This is a genomic window from Cupriavidus sp. GW822-FHT02D05 (genome assembly GCF_058802485.1).
In genome coordinates, this window is the sequence record NZ_JBXAOE010000002.1 from 434,458 (window position 1) to 456,234 (window position 21,777).

At 68.3% G+C, this 21,777-nt stretch carries 18 protein-coding genes; 8 read left to right on the forward strand and 10 right to left on the reverse strand.

Annotation, left to right across the window (positions count from 1 at the left end; all coding sequences use genetic code 11):
• Positions 1–46: 46 nt before the first annotated feature.
• Both rrtA and glnE read right to left on the reverse strand, forming a co-directional pair.
• Complete coding sequence (rrtA, locus tag AC1RQK_RS04445; protein ID WP_492375767.1) at positions 47–682, reverse strand: rhombosortase; 636 nt, start codon at positions 680–682, stop codon at positions 47–49.
• Positions 679–3,519 carry a bifunctional [glutamate--ammonia ligase]-adenylyl-L-tyrosine phosphorylase/[glutamate--ammonia-ligase] adenylyltransferase gene (gene glnE / locus AC1RQK_RS04450; protein ID WP_492375774.1) on the reverse strand — a complete coding sequence of 947 codons (2,841 nt, stop codon included), beginning with the start codon at positions 3,517–3,519 and terminating at the stop codon, positions 679–681. Before glnE ends, rrtA begins: the two co-directional genes overlap by 4 nt.
• Before the next feature lie 228 nt (positions 3,520–3,747).
• Here glnE and AC1RQK_RS04455 point away from each other — a divergent pair, with 228 nt between their 5' ends.
• From AC1RQK_RS04455 to tldD, 3 genes are all read left to right on the forward strand, one after another.
• A complete protein-coding gene (locus tag AC1RQK_RS04455) occupies positions 3,748–8,058 on the forward strand; it encodes a YhdP family protein (protein WP_492807804.1) in 4,311 nt (1,436 codons plus the stop codon).
• 66 nt (positions 8,059–8,124) lie between these two features.
• Positions 8,125–8,994 (forward strand): carbon-nitrogen hydrolase family protein, encoded by an 870-nt coding sequence (locus AC1RQK_RS04460; protein WP_492375769.1) that lies wholly within the window; start codon positions 8,125–8,127, stop codon positions 8,992–8,994.
• A 120-nt stretch (positions 8,995–9,114) separates the two neighbouring features.
• Positions 9,115–10,575 (forward strand): metalloprotease TldD, encoded by a 1,461-nt coding sequence (gene tldD, locus AC1RQK_RS04465; protein ID WP_492375770.1) that lies wholly within the window; start codon positions 9,115–9,117, stop codon positions 10,573–10,575.
• 45 nt (positions 10,576–10,620) lie between these two features.
• On the opposite strand, the gene AC1RQK_RS04470 is transcribed toward tldD, so the two are convergent.
• The gene (locus AC1RQK_RS04470) at positions 10,621–11,676 is read right to left on the reverse strand and encodes a class I SAM-dependent methyltransferase (protein WP_492375771.1); all 1,056 of its coding nucleotides are present in this window, start codon (positions 11,674–11,676) and stop codon (positions 10,621–10,623) included.
• Between the two features lie 212 nt (positions 11,677–11,888).
• Here AC1RQK_RS04470 and AC1RQK_RS04475 point away from each other — a divergent pair, with 212 nt between their 5' ends.
• Both AC1RQK_RS04475 and aroG read left to right on the forward strand, forming a co-directional pair.
• Positions 11,889–12,188, forward strand: a complete 300-nt coding sequence (locus tag AC1RQK_RS04475; RefSeq protein WP_492375772.1) for a helix-turn-helix domain-containing protein — start codon at positions 11,889–11,891, stop codon at positions 12,186–12,188.
• Positions 12,189–12,514: 326 nt separating this feature from the next.
• The gene (aroG, locus tag AC1RQK_RS04480) at positions 12,515–13,594 is read left to right on the forward strand and encodes a 3-deoxy-7-phosphoheptulonate synthase AroG (RefSeq protein ID WP_416048049.1); all 1,080 of its coding nucleotides are present in this window, start codon (positions 12,515–12,517) and stop codon (positions 13,592–13,594) included.
• A 120-nt stretch (positions 13,595–13,714) separates the two neighbouring features.
• Here the strand turns inward: aroG and AC1RQK_RS04485 are convergent, their stop codons facing one another.
• Positions 13,715–14,113, reverse strand: a complete 399-nt coding sequence (locus tag AC1RQK_RS04485) for a c-type cytochrome (protein WP_492807807.1) — start codon at positions 14,111–14,113, stop codon at positions 13,715–13,717.
• Between the two features lie 12 nt (positions 14,114–14,125).
• Positions 14,126–14,473 (reverse strand): c-type cytochrome, encoded by a 348-nt coding sequence (locus AC1RQK_RS04490; protein WP_043344837.1) that lies wholly within the window; start codon positions 14,471–14,473, stop codon positions 14,126–14,128.
• Positions 14,474–14,881: 408 nt separating this feature from the next.
• On the opposite strand from AC1RQK_RS04490, the gene AC1RQK_RS04495 reads away from it, so the two are divergent.
• From AC1RQK_RS04495 to AC1RQK_RS04505, 3 genes are read left to right on the forward strand one after another with little or no spacing between them, the layout of a single operon-like run.
• The gene (locus AC1RQK_RS04495) at positions 14,882–15,760 is read left to right on the forward strand and encodes an AAA family ATPase (protein ID WP_043344836.1); all 879 of its coding nucleotides are present in this window, start codon (positions 14,882–14,884) and stop codon (positions 15,758–15,760) included.
• Positions 15,761–15,770: 10 nt separating this feature from the next.
• On the forward strand, positions 15,771–16,385 hold the full coding sequence (locus AC1RQK_RS04500; RefSeq protein ID WP_492375773.1) for a GNAT family N-acetyltransferase: 615 nt from the start codon (positions 15,771–15,773) through the stop codon (positions 16,383–16,385).
• A 52-nt stretch (positions 16,386–16,437) separates the two neighbouring features.
• Positions 16,438–17,613 (forward strand): vWA domain-containing protein, encoded by a 1,176-nt coding sequence (locus AC1RQK_RS04505; protein WP_006156773.1) that lies wholly within the window; start codon positions 16,438–16,440, stop codon positions 17,611–17,613.
• 32 nt (positions 17,614–17,645) lie between these two features.
• Here AC1RQK_RS04505 and AC1RQK_RS04510 read toward each other — a convergent pair whose 3' ends face one another.
• The 5 genes from AC1RQK_RS04510 to AC1RQK_RS04530 form a co-directional block, all read right to left on the reverse strand.
• Positions 17,646–18,806 (reverse strand): DUF1501 domain-containing protein, encoded by a 1,161-nt coding sequence (locus tag AC1RQK_RS04510; protein WP_492807811.1) that lies wholly within the window; start codon positions 18,804–18,806, stop codon positions 17,646–17,648.
• A 5-nt stretch (positions 18,807–18,811) separates the two neighbouring features.
• Positions 18,812–20,197: a DUF1800 domain-containing protein gene (locus tag AC1RQK_RS04515; RefSeq protein WP_492807812.1), complete on the reverse strand. Its 1,386-nt coding sequence runs from the start codon at positions 20,195–20,197 to the stop codon at positions 18,812–18,814.
• Between the two features lie 94 nt (positions 20,198–20,291).
• Positions 20,292–20,777, reverse strand: a complete 486-nt coding sequence (locus tag AC1RQK_RS04520; protein WP_174422869.1) for a periplasmic heavy metal sensor — start codon at positions 20,775–20,777, stop codon at positions 20,292–20,294.
• Complete coding sequence (locus tag AC1RQK_RS04525) at positions 20,774–21,172, reverse strand: hypothetical protein (protein ID WP_492807813.1); 399 nt, start codon at positions 21,170–21,172, stop codon at positions 20,774–20,776. Before AC1RQK_RS04525 ends, AC1RQK_RS04520 begins: the two co-directional genes overlap by 4 nt.
• Positions 21,169–21,729 (reverse strand): RNA polymerase sigma factor, encoded by a 561-nt coding sequence (locus tag AC1RQK_RS04530; protein WP_492807815.1) that lies wholly within the window; start codon positions 21,727–21,729, stop codon positions 21,169–21,171. The genes AC1RQK_RS04525 and AC1RQK_RS04530 overlap by 4 nt, the downstream gene beginning before the upstream one ends.
• Positions 21,730–21,777: the final 48 nt, after the last annotated feature.

The window sequence follows — 21,777 nt, forward strand, 5'->3', positions numbered from 1 at the left end:
CGGGGCACCGTCCGGCCTCCGCCCGGCGCGCCCCTTGTCCGCGCGCCTATGCCGGTGGCTCGCCCCGGCGGCGCTGCCACCACTCCTGCACCAGCCATAGCCCCAGGCCGGCCAGCGCGCCGGCCGCGTGCGAGATGCGCACGACCCCGAACCCCCACTGCGGGTCGAACACCACGGGCGCGAGCCACGACTGCTCAAGCCAGGTCTTGACCAACACACCAAGGCAGAGCGCCACGCCGAGCACGCGCGACACGCCGCTTCCATAGAGCAGCCGCAGCCCGCCCCACAGGGCCAACCCGTGCAACGCGCCGGACAATCCGCCATACCAGCCCACCGACGGCACCCGGCATAACGCCAGTTGCACCGCAACGCCGCAGGCGAACAGGACCGCCAACATCGCGCCGGCGCGCGCCTCGCGGCCAATCAGCAGGAACAGGCCCGCGGCGGCCAGCAGGTCCGCCAGCCAGTGCTGCCAGCCAAGGTGGACCCACATTGCCGTCAGCAGGCGCCACCACTGGCCCGCCACGCCGTGGCCCATGACCGCATCGCGCAGATAGAGCCCGTGCGCGTGCAGCCACGGAATGAAGGTAAAAGCGGCACCCAGGGCGGCCGTGAGCGCCAGTACGGCCAGCACGCCCGGCCATCCCGGCCGGCGCGCCGCGCCAGCCGCCGGCACGTTCATTTGCCGCCGGCGGCAACCGGCTCGCCGAACACCGCTTGCCAGAGGGTGCGCACGTGTTCCGCCTGCTGCGCCACCACGGCCGGCGCAACCCGTGCGTGGACCTGCCCGTCCAGGCGCAGCTGGTGCTGGCGGGCACGGAACAGGCGATAGGCATCGCCCACTTCGCGCGCCAGCGTGGCATCGATCAGGCCGATTTCGCCGGCCGTGCGCAGCAGCGCGATATTGCCGGCATTGCGCGTGAGCGCGGGATGATCGTGGCTGTGCAGCAGCACGAGGTATTGCACCGTGAACTCGATGTCGACCATGCCGCCGCGATCATGCTTGAGGTCGAACAATCCGCTTGGATTGGGATGGCCATCGGCCACCTTGTGGCGCATGGCGACGATCTCGCCGCGCAGCGTGGCGGCGTCGCGCGGCTGGCGCAGGATCTCGTCGCGCAGGCTCTCGAAATGCGCGCCGATCTCGGGGTCGCCCGCGCAAAAACGCGCGCGGGTAAGGGCCTGGTGCTCCCACACCCACGCGGTGTTGTCGCCCTCGCGCTGCTGGTAGCGGCGAAAGCCCTCGAAGCTGGTCACCAGCAGCCCGGCCTCGCCGTTGGGGCGCAGGCGCGTGTCGACATCGAACAGCGTGCCGGCCGCGGTATGGCTGGTCAGCCAGGTGATCAAGCGGCGCGCGTAGGCGGCATAGACGTCAGGCGCGCGCTCGTGCTCGTCCTCGTAGAGGAAGATGATGTCGAGGTCGGAGGCATAGCCCAGCTCCTTGCCGCCCAGCTTGCCGTAGGCGATCACGGCAAAACGCGGCTGCTCGGCATGCCGGGTCGCCAGCTGGCGCCAGACGGCCTGCAGGGTCACCTCGAGCATGGCATCGGCCAGGTCCGACAGCCGGTCGGCGATCTGCTCGACGGTCAGCATGCCTTGCAGGTCTTGCAACAGGACGCGGAAAGTCTCGGCGTGGTGCTCGCGGCGCAGGATGTCCATCTGCGCTTCGATCTGCCCGTCGGCCGCGTCGAGGCGCGCGGCAAGGCGGCTGCGAAAGCCAGCCCAGTCGGGCGCGCCCGCCAGGGCATCGCTGTCGAGCAGTTCGTCGAGCAGCTGCGGGTGGCGGGTCAGGTAGGCGGCGGCCCAGCTCGATGCGTGCAGCGTGTCGGCCACGCGCGCCATCGCCTGCGGGTACTCGGAAAGCAGCGACAGGTAGGACGCGCGGCGGCTGATGGCATCCAGGAAATCGACAAAGCGGGCGATGGTGCGGTCGGCATCTTCCTGGCGCGAGGCCAGGTCAAGCGCGCGGTTGACCAGCAGGTCAAAACGCACCCGGCTGGGCTCGGACAGCGCACGGTAGCGCAGCGAGCCGCCGATGGCGCGCAGGCGGTCGAGCAGCCCGGTGCAATCGCCGAAGCCGGCTGAGGCCAGGCGTTCGCACGGCGGTTCATCCTGTTCTTCCTGGATCAACGCCGGCCACAACGCCTCGCACGGCGCGTGCGCTTCATCGGGGTCCGAGAAGGTGGCCTCGAACTGTTGCGCCACCGGATCCTGCAGCGACGCCAGCCGCTCGAGCAAGGCCGGCCAGTCGGCGCAGCCCATCATCTTCGCCACCGCCAGCTGCTCCTCTTCCGAGGTTGGCAGGTGGTGCGTCTGGGCATCGTCGCGATACTGCAGGCGGTGCTCGAGCTGGCGCAGGAAGCGGTAGGCGTGCGCCAGTTGCTCAGCCTGGCCCGCAGGCAACAGCCCATGCTCCACCGCCACCGTCAACACCTCCAGCGTGGGCCGGATGCGCAGCGCCGGGTCCTGGCCGCCGCGGATCAGCTGGAAGACCTGGGCCATGAACTCGATCTCGCGGATGCCGCCGCGGCCGAGCTTGATATTGAAGGCACGCTGGTTGACGCGCTGGCCGCCGCCTGGCGCCGCCAGCCCGCCGCTGCGCTTGGCCGCCTCGGCGCGAATCTGCGCGTGCAGCGAGCGGATCGCCGCAATCACGCCGTAGTCGAGATAGCGGCGGAAGACGAAGGGCGTGGTCAGGCTGGCCAGTTGCGCGGCGGTACGCTGCGCATGCGGGGTATCCAGCGCCGACACCACCCTGCCCTTGATCCAGGCGTAGCGCTCCCACTCGCGCCCCTGCACCATCAGGTATTGCTCCAGCATGCCGAAGCTGCAGGCCAGCGGCCCGGCGTCGCCATTGGGGCGCAGGCGCATGTCGACGCGGAACACGTAGCCGTCTCCGGTCACGTCGGCCAGCAGGTTGATCAGGCGCCGTCCCAGGCGGATGAAGTACTCGTGATTGGACAGGCTGCGTTGCCCGCCACGCGTGTCGCCGTCTTCGTCGTACAGGAAGATCAGGTCGATATCGGACGACACATTGAGCTCGCGGCCACCCAGCTTGCCCATGCCGACCACCACCAGCTCCTGGACTTCCCCACTGCTCTGCCCGACTGGACGGCCGTAGGTCGGGGCGAGGTCCGCTTCCAGCATGGCCAGGCCGTACTGGATGCCGAGCTCGGCCAGATCCGTCATCGCGCCGGTGACTTCGCCCAGCGTCGACTGCCCGCGCAGATCGCGCTCGATCACCACGCACATCACTTCCGCGCGCAAGCGGCGCAGCGCGCGCTTGATGGCGTCGTCCACGTCGGCCGACGGCGCATGCAGGACCTTGAGCCGTGCCTCCATCCAGGCGCGCGTGAGCGGCTGGTCGCGCGCGAGCGCGACGATGTCGGCCAGCTCGGGACGGGCCTGCACCATGCGGCGGGTGTAATGGGAATAGGCGGGCGAGTACAATGCCATGCCGGCACAATCGACCGGCACGAGTTCAACGGCGGCCACCACCGCGAACGGGCCGGTGGCCATGTCGGCCACGGCCTGCCTGGCAGCGCTGGAAGTGTTGCCGGGCGCATGTTCGCCGGCAGCCCCATCGGTTGCGGCGGTATCGGGCGCGGCTGCGGAACTCGTCGGATCAGTGGAAGTCATTCCTGTTACTTGGTAGCGCGTGAGCCGGCCCTGGGCCGGCGCGCGCGTTATGCACGGCCGGTCAGGCACCGAATTGGAGAGCGCCTAGTATTGTCGGATAATCTGCGCATGTCCAGCCGCGCCACCCCACCTGCCGATCCCTCCGCCGCCACCGCCGGCGGCACGCCGGCACTCGAAGGGGCCGCCGGTGCAGGCTCACCCCCATCGCAGCAAGGCAACCTGCGCGCGCTTGCGTTTGCGCGTGCTTGCGGCCGCGCCCTGCTCGCAGGCTTGCGCCATCCCGTCTGGCGCGGCCTGGGACGCGTGCTGGTGCGCCTGGCCCTGGCGCTGGTGCTGCTGGCGCTGCTCGCCGGGCTCCTGATCCGCTTCGTGCTCTGGCCGCAGGCCTCGGCCGCGCGCACCTGGCTCGAGCAGCGCGGCTCGGTGGCGCTCGCGGCCCATTTGAGCATCGGCCAGCTGGATACCTACTGGGATGGCTGGCACCCCGCTTTCCATGCCCGCGACGTCAAGGCCGTCGATGCCGAGCAGCGCGTGCTGCTGGCGGCGGGCGAGCTTGACGGCAAGCTGTCATGGCGCTCCCTGTTCAGCATGGACGTGCTGTTCCAGCGGATCTCCGCCAGCCGGACCGACCTGCTGATCCGCCGCTCCGCCGACGGCAAGCTCAAGGTGGCCGGCATGGCCGTGGATACCACCGGCGCCCAGCCGCAGGACAACCGGCTGTTCGACTGGCTGCTGGCCCAGGGCAAGGTCGAGCTCACCGACGGCAAGCTGCGCTGGCTCGACGACAAGAACAAACTGCCACAACTGGACGTGGGCGATATCCAGCTCAGCGTGCAGCGCCACGGCTCGCGCCACACGTTCAAGCTCGAAGCGCAATCGGCCACGCTTGCGCCACGCCCGCTAGTGGTGCAGGCGGACTTCCGCCATGAATACCTGCACCGCACCGGCGACTGGCACAACTGGTACGGGCAGGCCAGCTGGGATCTTGGCCGGCTGGAGCTCCCGGTGCTGCAGCGCTATCTCGCGGTCTTCGACCGGGTCACGCGCGGCACCTTCAGCACCGACGGCACCATCGAGTTTCGCGGCGGCCAGATCACCCGCAGCCAGGCCCGGCTGCGCGCCAGCAGCGTGGACCTGAAGCTCTCCGGCGCGCCCGAAGCGCTCAAGCTCGCCAGTGCCCAGGCCTTTGTCCTGCACCGCGCGGGGCGCGACCGCGACAACATCCTCACCATCGACACCCTGCTGTGGCAGCCCGAGCCGGCGGAAGGGCCGGCCGTGCCACCGGCGCAGCAAGCGCAGGCTGCTTCCGCAGCCGCGGCCTCCCCCCCCGGCGGCGCCAGCGGCGAAGGCGCCTGGCGCGAGGGCATGCGCAAGGTAGTGGTCGGCTGGGCCACCGACAACAAGGGCGCGCTGCGCAAGTTCACGCTCAAGGCACCCACCTTCGACCTGAACACCGTGCGCGCGCTGGCCACCTCGCTGCCGCTCGACACCGCTTTGTCGCGCCAGCTGCGCGCGCTCCAGCCCTCCGGCCATGTCGACAACCTGGACGTGAACTGGACCCGGGATCGCCAGGGCATGCTGAGCCGCCGCGATGGCCAGCGCCACTTCAACGTGCAGGGCACGCTGCGCAGTGTCTCGGTGCTTGGCCAGCCCGCCAACCCGCCCGTCGGCGCGAATGGCAAGCCCCACCTGGGCGTGCCGGGCTTTTCGCGGATCTCCGGCAGCTTCAGTTTCGACGAACGCCAGGGCAGCGCCCGTTTTGAAGGCAACAACGCCGCGCTGATGCTGCCGGGCATGTTCGAGGATCCGCGCCTGTCGTTCGACCAGATCAACGGCGAAGTGCGCTGGACCAACGACAATGGCAAGCTGGCGGTGCGCACCGACGGCGTGCAATTCGCCAATGCGGATACCGCTGGCAGCGTACGCGGCACATGGCACGCCGGCGGCGACGGGCACGGCGGCATTGCCGACCTGACCGGCGAACTGACCCGCGCCCAGGTCAGCCGTGTGCCGCGCTACCTGCCCATGGGCATACCCGCCTCCACGCGCCAGTACCTGGCTGGCGCCCTGGTCGGCGGCGATGCCAGCGGCGTCAAGTTCCTGCTCAAGGGCGACCTGGAGCACTTCCCCTTCCACAGCCCGTTCGAGGGCGCCGGCGACTTCCGGGTCGAGGTGCCCATCCAGCATGTCAGCTACCAGATCGCGCCCCATGTCAGCGCGCCGGCGGGCAGCGCTGCCAGCGCCAGCAATGGCGGCAAGGCCTGGCCGAACTTCACCGACATCAACGGCCACTTGCTGTTCGAGCGCGGCGGCCTGTCGTTCGTCGCGCAGCGCGCCGGCGTGCAAGGCGCCACCGGCGTCACGCTGCAGGACGTCAATGGCCGCATCGCAGACCTCGGCGAGCATGGCCGCCTGGTGCTGGACGGCAGCGCCAGCGGGTCGATGGCAGGCTTCCTGCGCTTCGTTGCCGCCAGCCCGGTGCGCGACTGGACCGGCCAGGTGCTGACGGATATGCGCGCCCAGGGCAACGGCGAGCTTCGGCTCAAGCTTGACCTGCCCCTGACCGAGGCGCAGGCGACCAAGGTCGACGGCCAGTTCCGGCTGCCCGGCAACGAGGTGGTGCTGATCCCGCAATTGCCAGTGCTGGCCGGCACCACCGGCGTCGTCGCATTCAACGAGCACGGCTTCCAGCTCAACGACCTGCGCGCCCGCTTCCTGGGCGGTGAGATTCGCGCTGGCGGGGGCAGCCAGCCCGACGGCACGATCCGGGTCAATGCCGGTGGCAACCTCACCGCCCAGGGCATCCGCGAAGCGTTTGGCGCCTCGTCGGCGGCCGGGCTGGTACAGAAGCTGGAAGGCAGCACCGCCTACAGCGCCGTGATCGGCGTGCGCGATCACCAGCCCCAGATCACGGTCGCATCGGAGCTGGCCGGGCTGGCGGTGAACCTTCCCGCACCCATGGCCAAGAGCGCGGCGCAGGCCGTGCCAATGCGCTTTGAGCTGCGCCCGTCATCCGCCCGCGCCGGCAGCGAGGAGATGCTGGCGCAATATGGCAACGTGCTCAATGCACGCTACCTGCTGCGCCGCAATGGCGACGCTGTGGAAGTGCAAGCCGGCGGGATCGGCATCGAGCAGCCGGCACCGCAGCCCGCCAGCGGCGTCACCGCGGCGCTCACGGCCAGCCGCTTCGACCTGGACGCGTGGCGCGCCCTGCTGGCGGAAGCCAGCAAGGCCAGTGCAGGCAATGCCGCACCGGTGTCCGCCTACCTGCCGGAACGCATTTCCGCGCGCGCGCGCGCGCTGCACGCCTTTGGCCGCGAGTTTGACGATGTCGTGCTCGAGGCCACCCGCGAAAGCGCTGGCTGGGGCATGCAGATCGAGTCCCGCCAGGTGGCGGGGAACCTGCGCTGGCGCAGCGATGCGGCCACCCCCGCAGGCGCGCTCACGCTGCGCCTGTCGCATCTGAGCATTCCGGACACGGGCGACGCCGCCAGCGCCGGCGATCCGCTCGACGGCAGCACCAGCGACCTGCCCGCGCTGGACCTGGTTGCCGATCGGTTCGAACTGCACGGCCGCGACTTCGGCAAGCTGGAGGTCAAGGCGCGCTCCAGCGAAGACGGCGGCGAGCCCGTATGGACACTGGACCGTCTGGTCATCGAGCAACCGGGCGCGACATTTACCGGCAGCGGCAGCTGGCGCTTGCCGCGCCGGGTGCGCGAAGGCGCTGCCGCCGAGCGCCGCACGCTGCTCGACTTCAAGCTCGACGTGCGCAACGGCGGCCAGGTGCTGGAGCGTATGGGCCTGCCCCACATGCTGGCTGATGGCCACGGCACCTTCGAAGGCCGGATTGGATGGCGCGGCTCGCCGCTGTCGATCGACTACCCTACCTTGTCGGGCCGGATGAAGCTGCAGCTGGAGAATGGCCAGATCCTCAGCGTGGACCCGGGCGCGGCCAAGCTGCTGGGCGTGCTCAGCCTGCAAGGCCTGATGCGGCTGGCCACCTTCGACTTCCGCGGCGTGGCGGGCCAGGGCATGGTGTTCGACGAGATCACCGGCACCGGCACGATCGAGAACGGCGTGGCCAGCACCAAGGACTTCGCGCTCAAGGGCGGACAGCTGCGCGCCTCGATGACCGGCAGCGCGAACATCCCGCGCGAAACGCAGGACCTGGACGTGACGGTCGTGCCGCGCATCAACGCCACCTCCGCCTCGGTGGCGGCGGCGTTCATCAATCCCGCGCTCGGCATCGGCACACTGGCGGCGCAGTTGCTGTTCGCTGACGAATTCTCCAGGGCCTTCAGCCGCCGCTTCCATATCAGCGGTGGCTGGGCGAACCCGCAGATCATCAAAGTGGGGGAGAATAAGACCGATTCGCCGCCCGTGCAGGGTTTGTTCAATCGTGTCTACCCGGCGCCATAACCGTAGCGACCGGCCCTGCCGTCCGAGCCCCGCCGCGCAGCCGCCGCAAGCCAAGGAAACCGCTTCATGACCGCAAACGCCTCCGCATCAGCACCCAGCGCAGCCCCTAGCTCGGCCCACGGCGCGACCCCTTTTCGCGTCGCTGCCATCCAGACCATCAGCGGGGTTTCGCCCGAGGCCAACCTGGCCCGCGCCGACGCGCTGATCGCGCAGGCCGCCAAGGGCGGCGCCGAACTGGTGCTGCTGCCGGAGTACTTCTGCATGATGGGCCTGCGCGAAGGCGACAAGGTGGCGATCCGCGAGCGCGACGGCGACGGGCCGATCCAGTCATTCCTGGCCGATGCCGCGCGCCGCCACCGGATCTGGCTGGTCGGCGGCACCCTGCCCTTGTGGTGCGAGGACGAGGCCCGCGTCTACAACACGTCGCTCGTCTACGACCCGCGCGGCGAACGCGTGGCGCGCTACGACAAGATCCACCTGTTCGGCTTCACGCGCGGCACTGAAAGCTACGACGAATCGCGTACCATCCTGGCCGGCCAGACCCCGGTCAGCTTCGAGGCGCCCTGTGGACGGGTCGCCATGTCGGTCTGCTATGACTTGCGCTTCCCGGAGCTCTACCGCCAGCTCGCCGAGAGCGGCGGCACCAGCTTGATTTTGATGCCGGCCGCCTTCACCTACACCACCGGCCAGGCACACTGGGAGATCCTGCTGCGCGCCCGCGCCATCGAAAACCAGTGCTATGTGCTGGCCGCCGCACAGGGCGGGAAGCACGAGAACGGACGGCGCACCTGGGGCCACTCGATGCTGATCGATCCCTGGGGCGAGGTGATGGCGGTGCTGCCGGAAGGCGAAGGCGTGGTGAGCGGGCTGATCGACCCCGCGCGCCTGGACGAGGTGCGGCAGAACCTGCCTGCGCTGCGCCATCGGGTGCTGTAGCATGTACAAGCAATGACCTGGCCGATTCCCCGATTCCCCGATTCCCGGGAATCGCCAGCATCCCAGATTTTTACGCGGCGGCGTCATTTCGCCACCGCGGCACGACGATAAAGGACAACCATGAACGCCGGCGACCTCGGAATCCGCAACCTCGCCACCGCCCAGCAGTTGCTGCTGGCGCCCTACGGCCTGGACGAAACCAATCTGCAGCGCGTGCTGGCGGACATCTTCACGCATAAGGTCGACTACGCCGACCTCTACTTCCAGTACACCCGCAACGAGGCGTGGAGCCTGGAAGAAGGCATCGTCAAGTCGGGCAGCTTCAGCATCGACCAGGGCGTTGGCGTGCGCGCCGTGTCCGGCGACAAGACCGCCTTTGCCTACTCCGACGACATCAGCCTGGACGCCTTGCTCAAGGCCGGCTCAGCAACCCGCACCATCGGCCGCGCTGGCAGCGGCCGCGTCAAGGTGGCGAGCAAGATGGCCTCCCAGGGCGGGCGCAACCTGTACTCGCCCAATGACCCGCTGGACTCGATGGACGCCGCCGAAAAGGTGGCGCTGCTCGAGCGCGTGGAACGCATGGCCCGCGCCAAGGACCCGCGCGTGGTGCAGGTGATGGCAGGCCTGGCCGGCGAATACGATGTGGTGCTGGTGGCGCGCAGCGACGGCGTCATCGCCGCCGACGTGCGCCCGCTGGTGCGGGTCTCCGTCACGGTGATCGCCGAGCAGAACGGACGCCGCGAGATCGGCTCCTCCGGCGGCGGCGGGCGCTATGCCTACGGCTATTTCACCGATGAGCTGCTGCGCCAGTACGTGGACGAGGCCGTGGCCTCGGCGCTCGTCAACCTCGAGGCGCGTCCGGCTCCCGCCGGTGCGATGACCGTCGTGCTCGGCCCGGGCTGGCCCGGCGTGCTGCTGCACGAGGCCATCGGCCATGGCCTGGAAGGCGACTTCAACCGCAAGGGCTCGTCGGCCTTCGCCGGCCGCATGGGTGAGCGCGTGGCGGCCAAGGGCGTGACGGTGGTGGACGACGGCACGCTGGCCAACCGCCGCGGCTCGCTCAACCTCGACGACGAGGGCAACCCGACCCAGTGCACCACGCTGATCGAGGACGGCATCCTCAAGGGCTATATCCAGGACACGCTCAACGCGCGCCTGATGAAGATGCCGGTAACCGGCAACGCACGCCGCGAGAGCTACGCTGCGCTGCCGATGCCGCGCATGACCAACACCTACATGCTCAATGGCAACCGCGACCCGCAGGAGATCATCGCCAGCGTCAAGCGCGGCCTCTACGCGGTCAACTTCGGCGGCGGCCAGGTCGACATCACCAACGGCAAATTCGTCTTCTCCGCCAGCGAGGCTTACCTGATCGAGGACGGCAAGATCACCGCCCCGGTCAAGGGCGCCACGCTGGTCGGCAACGGCCCGGAATCGCTCAAGGACGTCACCATGATCGGCAACGACATGCGCCTGGACTCGGGCGTGGGCGTGTGCGGCAAGGAAGGCCAGAGCGTGCCGGTGGGCGTGGGCCAGCCGACCCTGCGCATTGAGAACATGACGGTGGGCGGCACGGCCTGATTGCCGTCCCGCTGGTCGGGCAGGTCGGGCGCGGTCCCTAGCCGTTCAGGGCCGCGCCTCGTAGATCAGGTTGAACGGCGTTTGCGCTGCCCGGCGAAAACGCGAAAACCCGCCCTGCTGCACCACCGATCGCATGCGTGCCTCGCCCGACTGGGCGCCCAGGCACAGCCCCACCTCCTGCGAGCGCGACGCTGGCGTGCAAATGAAGGTCGAGGCCGAGTAAAACACCCGCCCGACCGGGTTCAGGTTGTCTTCGAGCCGGTCGTTGGCGAAAGGCTCGACGATCATCCAGGTGCCGTCCGGGCGCAAGGTCTCGCGCACATGCGCGGCGGCGCCTACCGGATCGCCCATGTCGTGCAGGCAGTCGAACACGGCCACCAGGTCGTAATCCTTGCCGCCATACTCCTTGGCTTTTGCCACCTCGAAATGCACGCGGTCCTGCACGCCGGCGCGCGCCGCCGCCTCGGTGGCAAAGCGGATCGACGGCTCGTGGTAGTCAAAGCCGTAGAACTCCGATGCCGGATACGCCTGCGCCATGATGATGGTGGAGGCGCCATGCCCGCAGCCCACGTCGGCCACGCGAGCGCCAGCCTGCAGCCTGGCCTGCGCATCCTCTAGCGCGGGAATCCATTCCGCCGTCAGGTGCGCCGCATAGCCCGGACGGAAAAACCGCTCGGTGCCGTGAAACAGTGACGGATCGTGTTCATGCCAGCCCAGCCCGCGCCCGTTGCGAAAGGCGTCCACGATCTTGGGAATCGCCTTGAACTGCGCGACGGCGATCTGGAAAGCGCCTGGAATAAAGGCGGGGCTGCCCTCCTGCGCCAGCGCGAAGGCCTGCTCCTCGGTCAGGCTGAACAGATCGGTGGCCGGGTCGTACGCGACATAGCCGCTGGCCGCCTGCGCGGACAGCCACTCGAGCAGATAGCGCTCATCGGTATGGGTTTTCTCGGCCAGCACCTGCACTGTCATCGGTTTCTCGGCCAAGGCTTTGTACAGGCCAAGCGTATCGCCGACCACGATGGTGGCTGCATGCATCACCGCGCCCAGATCCTGGACGAACTGCCCCATGAAGGCGTTTAGCCTCCCCTCATCGATCGCCATGATGTTTCCCTCCCCCCCTCAGCCCCGCGTGCCTGAGCCGCCCGGCACGCCGCGTTCGCCTGTCTTCCCCCCGGGCAAACCGGTGCAGGCGCCGCCGCCGCACTGCGGTGCGCGCTGGCGACGCCTATACTGGCCTCATTCATGTTGGTTCACGCACGGGAAGGCGCCAATACGCAGCATTGCGTACCCGCGCGCTACCCAAAGCCGCCGCAATGCTCACATCCAGCCGCTGCCAGGATGGCCAGGCGCTCTCCATGCTCGCCAGGCTGACCGCGCGCGAGCAGCAGGTGCTGCGCTGGCTGGCGCACGGCAAGACGGACCGCGAAATTGCGGGCATGCTCGGCATCAGCGCCCGCACGGTGCAAAAGCACCTCCAGCATGTGTACGTGAAGCTGGGCGTGGAGAACCGCACCGCCGCTGTGATGCGCGGGCTGGAACTGGATCCGGGCGCCGCCATGGAACGGCCGGAAATTGTGGCCAGTCCAATGCCGGACGCTTGCCAAGCCCCTTAAAACGCGCTATAAAGATGCTTCGTTACCCGATGGTCAACGGCCTCAGCCGGCAGAATTGGCAAGGCCGGCGCAATTTTCTGCCATCTCGTGACGCATTGCCGCAAATAACCGACGCCATTTGAGCCGCATCCCATCCATGTCCGCTAAGTTTTATTTTTACTTTTTTAGCGATCTCGCACCGCTGGCGGATGGAGAGGGACGATCGTAAGTGCCTCCAGAATTCAAAAAAAGCCGCCAGCGAACCTGGCGGCTTTTTTTATACCGGCCCGCACCCAGCTCTAGCCCAGACACCCCAAACACACGACCCTACAAAATCCGGAGCCATCATGCTGAAGAACACCGACGACCTGCGCATTCGCGAACTCAAGGAATTGTTGCCCCCGGCGCACCTGATCCGCGAGTTCGGCTGCTCCGAAAAGGCGTCCGACGTGATCTATGGCGCGCGCCAGTCCATGCACCGGATCCTGCACGGCATGGATGACCGCCTGATCGTGATCATCGGCCCCTGCTCCATCCACGACACCCGCGCCGCGCTCGAGTACGCCAAGCTGCTCAAGGTCCAGCGTGACCGTTTCGCCGGGGAGCTGGAAGTCGTGATGCGGGTGTATTTCGAAAAGCCCCGCACCACCGTGGGCTGGAAGGGCCTGATCAACGACCCGCACATGGACGGCAGCTTCAAGATCAACGACGGCTTGCGCACCGCGCGCGAACTGCTGCTGAACATCAGCGAGCTGGGTGTGCCGACCGGTACCGAATACCTCGACATGATCAGCCCGCAATACATCGCCGACCTGGTCAGCTGGGGTGCCATCGGCGCACGCACCACGGAAAGCCAGGTGCACCGGGAGCTCGCCTCCGGACTGTCGTGCCCAGTTGGGTTCAAGAACGGCACCGATGGCAACGTCAAGATCGCTGTCGATGCGATCAAGGCCGCCTCGCAGCCCCACCATTTCCTGTCGGTGACCAAGGGCGGGCACTCCGCCATCGTGTCGACCTCGGGCAATGAGGATTGCCACATCATCCTGCGCGGCGGCAAGGCGCCTAACTATGATGCCGCCAGCGTGCAGGAAGCCTGCGAAGCGATCTCCAAGGCCGGCCTGGCCGCGCGCCTGATGATCGATGCCTCCCACGCCAACAGCAGCAAGAAGCACGAGAACCAGATCCCGGTCTGCGAGGACATCGGCCGCCAGATGGCCGCGGGCGACGAGCGCATCGTCGGCGTGATGGTGGAATCCCACCTGGTGGGCGGCCGCCAGGACCACGCCCAGGGCACGCCGGTGGAAGACCTCACCTACGGCCAGTCGGTCACCGATGCCTGCATCGGCTGGGACGATTCGGTAAAGGTGCTCGAAACCCTGGCCAGCGCCGTCAAGGCACGCCGCCTGGCCAAGGGCACCGGCAACTGAGCCGCCTGACGCGGCCCGGGGCGCTTGCGCACCGGGCGCGCGGGCAAAGAAAAAGCCGCTGGGATCAGCGGCTTTTTCTTGTTCCGGACCCGCGCGCGGCCTGGGCCGGCGCCGTCTGGCTTACTTCTTCAGGACCAGGCCGCCCGGCAACGATTCGATGTAGGCGGCGATATCCTTCAGCTCATCCCGGGTGAAGGGACGCGGCTTGCCATCCTTGCCCGTCACGCCGGGGTTGGCGTTGACCTGGCCAGCCATGATGGCGTTGGAGCGGCCCACCTGCGGGTTGGTGGTGATCTGGTAGGCAGCCAGCGCGTGGTACAGGTAGTCGGCATGCTGGCCGGCCAGCTTCGGGTAATCCGGGGTGATCGGGGCATTCAAGCCGGCGCCGTGGCAGGCCGCGCAGCTGCCCTTCTCCACCAGCGCCTTGCCGCGCGCGAGGTCGGCAGCCGAGGCGGTGATGGCCGAGGCGCCCAGCACGAGTGCGCCGATCGCGAGCGAAAGCGTCTTAAGCGTATTCATGGGTGGGTCCTCTTACTTCTGGGTGTTGTTTTGCGTGCTGGAAGACTGCTGCGCGTAGTAGGCAGCCACGTCGGCGATGTCCTGGTCGGTCAGGGTCGCGGCAATGCCACGCATGGTCGGGTGCTTGCGGTCGCCCTTCTGGTATTCCTTGAGCGCATTTTCGATGTACTTGGCGTTCTGGCCGCCGAGCAGGGGCACCTGGTACACCTCGGGGAAGGAGGCGCGATAGCCGGGAATCCCATGGCAACCAATACACATCGCGACCTTGTTTTTGGCGGCGTCTACATTGCCCTTGACTTCCTGGGCTTGCGCAGCCGTTGCGGCCGCGCCCAGCACCACCATCGTGAGGAGCTTTTTCATTGTCGTAGCTGATTGGAAGTGTTAAACCCTGCGTGACCTGCCCAACCGGTCGGAAATGGCTTCAGAATGCGTCCGGCCGGACCGTATCTGCCCGCGGGTAGATGCGGTGCTGCCAGCGTGCCGGATACCCGCGCGCCGTGGTAAGCGCTGCCGGTGCATCTCGGCGTTGTCTCCGCCTCATTCTGTAACCATCTCTTGTCATCGCCGCCTCCCGGCAAGGACCGCGGGAGTGACAAGGCGGACAAAGCGAGGGGGGTGGAGTCTTGGACGTGGGGGGCGCGTCAAACCGCCGCATTGTACAGCACGCTGCACGTGGCAGTCCAGCATGGCACGGCGAGCCACACGCGAACCGAAAAGCTCTTTTATACTGGCCAATTCCGACACGCACAAACCCCTTCAGGTTGCCCCATGTCCAACACCACCAACGCCAGCCAGAACCAGCAAAACCGTTTCGAAGGCACGCAGCAATACGTCGCCACCGATGACCTCAAGCTGGCCGTCAATGCCGCCCGCGCCCTGCAGCGCCCGCTCCTGATCAAGGGCGAGCCCGGCACCGGCAAGACCATGCTGGCCGAGGAGGTGGCCGCGGCGCTCGGCATGCCCCTGCTGCAGTGGCACATCAAGTCCACCACCAAGGCGCAGCAGGGCCTGTATGAATACGACGCGGTGTCGCGCCTGCGCGATTCGCAGCTCGGCGACGACCGCGTCCACGACATCCGCAACTACATCATCAAGGGCGTGCTTTGGCAGGCCTTCGAGGCCGACCAGCAAGTGGTGCTGCTGATCGACGAGATCGACAAGGCCGACATCGAATTCCCGAACGACCTGCTGCGTGAAATCGACCGCATGGAATTCTATGTGTACGAGACGCGCGAGCTGGTCAAGGCGCGCCACCGCCCGCTGGTGATCATCACCTCGAACAACGAGAAGGAGCTGCCCGACGCCTTCCTGCGCCGCTGCTTCTTCCACTACATCAAGTTCCCCGACGCGGAGACCATGCAGCGCATCGTCGACGTGCACTATCCCGGCATCAAGCGCGAGCTGGTAGCCGCGGCGCTCGAATCGTTCTACGAGATGCGTAACCTGCCGGGCCTGAAGAAGAAGCCCTCCACGTCGGAACTGATCGACTGGCTCAAGCTGCTGATGGCCGAGGACATCCCGCCCGAAGCGCTCAAGAGCCCGGACAAGAAGGCCGCGATCCCGCCGCTGCATGGCGCGCTGCTGAAGAACGAGCAGGACGTGCACCTGTTCGAGCGTCTCGTCTTCATGAACCGCGCCAACCGCTGAGCGCCGCGCCATGGCACGCTTCATCGAACCCGTCACCCTGCGCGGCCAGCACGCCTTGCTGGAGCCGCTGCGCCCGGAGCATGAGGCCGAGGTACAGGCCGCCGTCGCCGATGGTGAGCTGTGGAAGCTCTGGTACACCTCGGTGCCGGCGCCGGACCAGGTGCGCGCGTGGACCGACACCGCGCTGCTAATGCGCGAGCAGCAGGGCGCGATGCCGTTTGTGATCCGCGAAGTCCGCGACGGCGTGCCGGGCGCGGTGGTGGGCGCGACGCGTTACTTCAATGTCGACGGCGCCAACCGGCGCCTGGAGATCGGCCATACCTGGCATGCGCAGCGCGTGCAGCGCAGCGCCGTGAACACCGAATGCAAGCTGATGCTGCTCACGCACGCGTTCGAGCAGCTGGCATGCATCGCCGTGGAATTCCGCACGCACTGGATGAACCACCAGAGCCGCACCGCCATCGCCCGGCTTGGCGCCAAGCAGGACGGCGTGCTGCGCAACCACCAGCGCATGCCCGACGGTTCGCTGCGCGATACCGTGGTGTTCTCCATCATCGCCAGCGAATGGCCGACGGTGAAGCGCCACCTGCAATACCGCCTGGACCTGCCGGGGCGTGCCTCGTGAACCGGCACGCAAACCGCCGCACCCGCTCCGGGAAACTCTAAGCGAGCCCACCATGCTGATCGATTTTTTCTTCTCGCTGCGCCACGCCAAGCTGCCCGTCTCGGTCAAGGAATACCTGACCATGCTGGAAGCGCTCAAGGCCGAGGTGATCACGCCGTCGATCGACGAGTTCTACTACTTGTCGCGCATGACGCTGGTCAAGGACGAGAAGCACTTCGACAAGTTCGACCAGACCTTTGCCGCCTACTTCAAGGGCATCGAAAGCCTGGTCGACTGGAAATCCGACATCCCCCTGGACTGGCTGCAAAAGACGCTGGAGCGCGAGCTCTCGGCCGAGGAAAAGGCCAAGATCGAAGCCATGGGGGGCCTCGACAAGCTGATGGAGCGGCTCAAGCAGCTGCTCGACGAGCAAAAGGAAAAACACGAGGGCGGCAACAAGTGGATCGGTACCGGCGGCACCTCGCCGTTCGGGCACGGCGGCTATAACCCGGAAGGCATCCGCATCGGCGGCCCGTCCAAGGGCAACCGCACCGCCATCAAGGTGTGGGAAACCCGCGCCTACAAGGACTACGACGACCAGGTCGAACTCGGCACGCGCAATATCAAGGTGGCGCTGCGCCGCCTGCGCCGTTTCGCGCGCGAAGGCGCGGAAACCGAGCTGGACCTGGACGACACCATCCACTCCACCGCCGCCAATGCCGGCCTGCTCGACATCAAGCTGCGCCCGGAGCGCCACAACAAGGTCAAGGTGCTGATGCTGATGGACGTCGGCGGCTCGATGGACGACCACATCAAGCGCGTGGAGGAATTGTTCTCGGCCACCAAGACCGAGTTCAAGCACCTGGAGTATTACTACTTCCACAACTGCGTGTATGACTACGTCTGGAAGAACAATCGCCGCCGCCATGCGGAGAAGATCGCCACGTGGGACCTGATCCACAAGTACACGCCGGACTACAAGGTGATCTTTGTCGGCGATGCCACCATGAGCCCGTACGAGATCCTGCAGCCCGGGGGCTCGGTGGAGTACAACAACCCCGAAGCCGGGGCGGTATGGCTCAACCGCCTGATCGAGCAGTTCCCGCGCTTCGTCTGGCTCAACCCCGAACCCGAAGGCCTGTGGCAATACCGGCAGTCGGTCACGGTGATCAACCAGATCATGAAGTCGCGCATGTATCCGGTCACGCTCGGCGGACTGGAGCAGGCGATGCGCCTGCTCTCCAAGTAACGCCACCGGGTCTGGACTGCTGCCCCTGTGTTTCAGGCGCGCGGCAGTCCGCCCAGCATTCCCCCCTGCTCGCCCCCTCCCCCCCGCCCGCGCCCGAACAGCGTGCGCGCCACGCGCTCGCTATCCAGCCCGAAGCTCTGTGCCGCTGCCGCGGCGATCAACCCATCCAGTTCCGTGGTCGGCGCCAGGTCGCGCCCCTGGTAAAGCGATCCCTGCGCCAGCCCCGGCCAGTCGGCCAGCACGCGCCCGCCTTTGACCCCGCCGCCCAGCAACATCGCCGCCGCGCCGGTGCCGTGATCGGTGCCGCCGGTGCCGTTGGCAGCGGCGGTGCGCCCGAACTCCGTGGCCACCAGCACGGTGGTGCGCTCCCATGACGGGCCCAGCCCGTCGCGCAGTGCGGCCAGCATGGTGTCCAGGGCCTTGAGGCGGGCCGCCAGGCGTGGCGCTTGCGCGCTGTGCGTATCCCAGCCGCCGGTCTCGATCATGGCAATGCGCGGCCCGTCCGCGCGCGCCAGGAAGCCGGCGGCGAGACGGCCGAGGCTGGCCGGGTCCTGGCGTGCACCGGCGTCGCCTGCCAGCCCGCGTGCCTGCATGGCCGCGTTCCAGAGCGGATGCAATTGCGGATCCATCTCGTAGAGCTGGCCGACGCGCGCGAGCAGGTCATCAGGTGCTGACGGCAGTGCCGATGGCGCATAGGAGCCGACCTCCACCGGCCCGCGCAGCGCCGCCGGCACCGTGGGCGCGAAGGCAATGGCATTCTCGGGCCGCTTGGGCAGCAGGCTCACCAGCCGGTTCATCCAGCCATCCTTCACCTGGTAAGGCGCGGCGCCGCCGGTCTCCAGCACGTTCTGGCCGTCGAAGTGCGAACGCTCGCGATAGGGCGATGCCACCGCCTGCACGAACAGCGCCTGCCCGGCGGCGTACATCCGTGCCGTTTCCGTCAGCGCGGGATGCAACGCGAACGTGCCATCGAGCTTGGTGGCTTGCGCCGCATCGATGGCCAGCGCGCCACGCAGGCGGGCGTAACCAGGATCGGCGTAGGGAATGACCGTGTTCAGGCCATCGGCGGCACCGCGCTGGATGACGAAGACGAAGCGGCGATCGGAATCGACGCTGGCGAGCGTGAGGCGCGGCAACGCAAGCATGGCGGCGGCACCGCCCGTCGCGCGGAGGAAATCTCGGCGGGAAAACATGACAATCACCTCCGTTGAAAATCGGGCGACACCAGCAGCAAGGCCAGTGCGGTCTGCGCGCTTTCGGCACGCGCGATGGCGGCAGCGGTTGGTGCCGACAGCGTGCCCGCAAGCAGCTTGGGGCCGAGCTCGCGCGCGTCGATCCGGTCGCCGACGCGTGCGGCCAGCCGCTGCGCCAGCTCAACCCGGCGCACCAGCGCATCGGGTGCGGCCCAGCTTGCGGCAATGTCGTCGTAGCCCGCTGGCGAGCCCGGGCGCCAGACCGGCTGTCCGAGCTGGGTCAGCATGGGCGCGAAGTGCTGTGCGCCCGCCTCGCGCAGACCCAACCCGCGCAGGGAGGAAAGGGTCCACTCCCACGGCGTCTTGAATTTTGCCGGCTCGCTGGCCCAGGCCTCGGGCGACTGCACCAGCGCGCGGTACATCTCGGGCAGCGCGCCACCGCTACGCAGGTACGCCTGCGACACGCGCGCCACTAGCGCGGGCGGCGGCGCATCGGCAACGAAGTGGCGCACCAGCTTGGTGGCCAGGTGATTGGCCGTGGCCTCGCTCTGTGCAAGATCATGCAGCACGGCCAGCGCCTGCGCCTCGCCCTGCTGCGGGTAGCTGCGGCCGAGGATAGTGCGGGTGCCAGGCTCATGCACGCGCGCGCGGAACTGGAAGCGCCCGGGCTCGCCGTCGTCGCGCGCGCCCAGGCCGCCGATGCTCCAGCCGGTCAGCGCACGCGCGAACTCGGTCACGTCGGCCTGCTGGTAGCCGCTGCGCACGCCGAGCGTATGCAGCTCCATGATTTCACGCGCGAGGTTTTCGTTCAATCCGAGCTGGCGCTCGGGTGCGCGCTGCGCAGCCACCCGCGCGGCCATGCTGCCGGGGCCGATCGAGCGGACCTGGTCCAGGAAGACTTGCATGGCGGGATGGCGCTCCACCGCGACCAGCATGTCCTCGAAGCGTCCGAGCACATGCGGGCGGATCGCCTCGGCCTCGAAGGCGCCGGCCAGCGCGGCGACGGCCGGCTTCTCCACCGAGACCGCGAAGTGGTTGGACCAGAAATGCACCAGCCGCTCGACAAACGGCGCTTGCGTCACCAGCGCACTAGCCACGCGCGCGTCGACGGCATCGCGATAGGCCTCGCGCGTCTCGCGCTGCAATTGCTGGCGTGCCGCGGTCTTCGCATCGGCCTGCGCCTGGCGCACCTCGCGCTGCTGGGCGCCGAACTCGCCGGCCAGCGCGGCCGTGTCCGGCTGCGCGCTCCAGGCCGCGGGCCTGGCCTCGTAGTGCGCGAACTGGCCCAGCAGCCAGCCACGCGGATCGGCCGGCAGCGGCTCGTCCGGGCGCGCGCCCAGCCCGAACCGGTTGACCGCGACAGCCGCAGCCGTCATGGCGGTGTTTGTCATGCGTTGCTCCCCTGGGAAGTGCCTGTTGGCTTTGTCGCTATCGCCATTGCCATTGCCATTGCCATTGCCATCGTTGTCGTGGTCGATCGCCGCATCATGGCGCCGCCTTCGCGGGCCGCGCCTGGCCGGTGCGCAGCGGGCCGCGCTGGACCAGTGCATCGGCCAGAGTCTGCCGCTCCTCGGGCGACAGCGTGGCGGCGAAATCCACCACGCTGCTTTCCAGGCGGGCACGCACCGCGGCATCGGCCTCGCGCGTGCGGGCCAATGCCGCCGCCAGCGCGTCGCGCTCGAACTGCGGCTGCCGCAGCAATTGCTCCACCTGGTGGCGTCCGTCGCGCGCGGCGTCCACGTCCGACGCCGCGGCACGGCGCGCCGCGCGCAAGCCTTGCAGGAATTGCCTGCGCTGCTCGGCCTCCAGCCCGTCGGCGGCAAAGCGCAGGCCGCGCGGCTGCGCGGCCGCTTGGCGCTCCACGGCGTACCAGCGATAGCCGCCACCGCCAATCGCGCCCAGCAGGAACACGTTGACCAGCACGGAGACCGCCAGCGCTACCTTGAGCCGCTTCGGCGTACGCTCGTTCATTCCTCGCTCCCGTTATGCGCCATGCCACCAAAGCCGGTCGGGGCGTAGGGCAGATCGATAGCGGCCGGCGCCGGCACCGTGGCCAGCACGGCCGAGACCAGCAACGCGCCCGCCAAGGTGCCGGCCAGGCCGACGCCGGCCAGCCCTAGCCCGGACCACCACCACGGCGCGCGCGGCGCGGGCGCGCTCGCGGCAATGCGGCGCTGCAACGCCATCTCCGGGGCGGCCACCTGATGCGCGGCCAGCAAGCGGTCGAGCGCGGCGGCTTCGGCCAGCGCGCCACGATGCCCGGGCGCGGCAGCCATGGCCTGGCCCGCGGCGCGCTCCCCTTCGGGCCAGCGTGCCGGATCGGCACCATAGCTCTCGGTCAGTGCGCGAAATCTCTCGGGTGTCATCGCAAATCCTCATGATGGCCGTCTTGCATGAGCAAATCGCGCAGGTTGCGGCGTGCGCGAGCGAGCAAGCTTTCCAGCGCCTCGATACTGATGCCCATCAGCGCGGCGGCCTCGCCATTGGGCAACTCCTGGTAATACTGCAGCACCAGCGCCTCGCGCTGGCGCGCGGGCAGCTTCGCCAGCGCCGCGCCTACGCGCGCGCCCTGCGCCGCCGCATCCAGCGCTTGCTCGGGCCCGGCCCCGGGCGCCGCCTGCTCGGGCGCCGGCTCCATGGCCTGCTCGCGCACGCCGCGCAAGCGGTCGTAGCAAAGGTTCAGCGCCACACGATGCAGCCAGGTGTCAAAGCGCGCCCGCCCGGGTTGCCAGCGCGCGGCCTGCTTCCACAACCGCACGAAGACTTCCTGCGCCACGTCTTCCGCTTCGCCGCGGTCGCCCAGCATGCGCGTAGCCAGCGCCAGCACGCGCGGCAGCTTGCGCGAAACCATCTCGCGCACCGCGGCTGCATCATGCCTGCCGACCCGCGCCAGCAGCGCATCGTCCGGATCTGTGTCGCTCAATGGGTGTGGTTCCGCGTTGCCGGTTCGTCCTTCTCATATGCCCCGCCC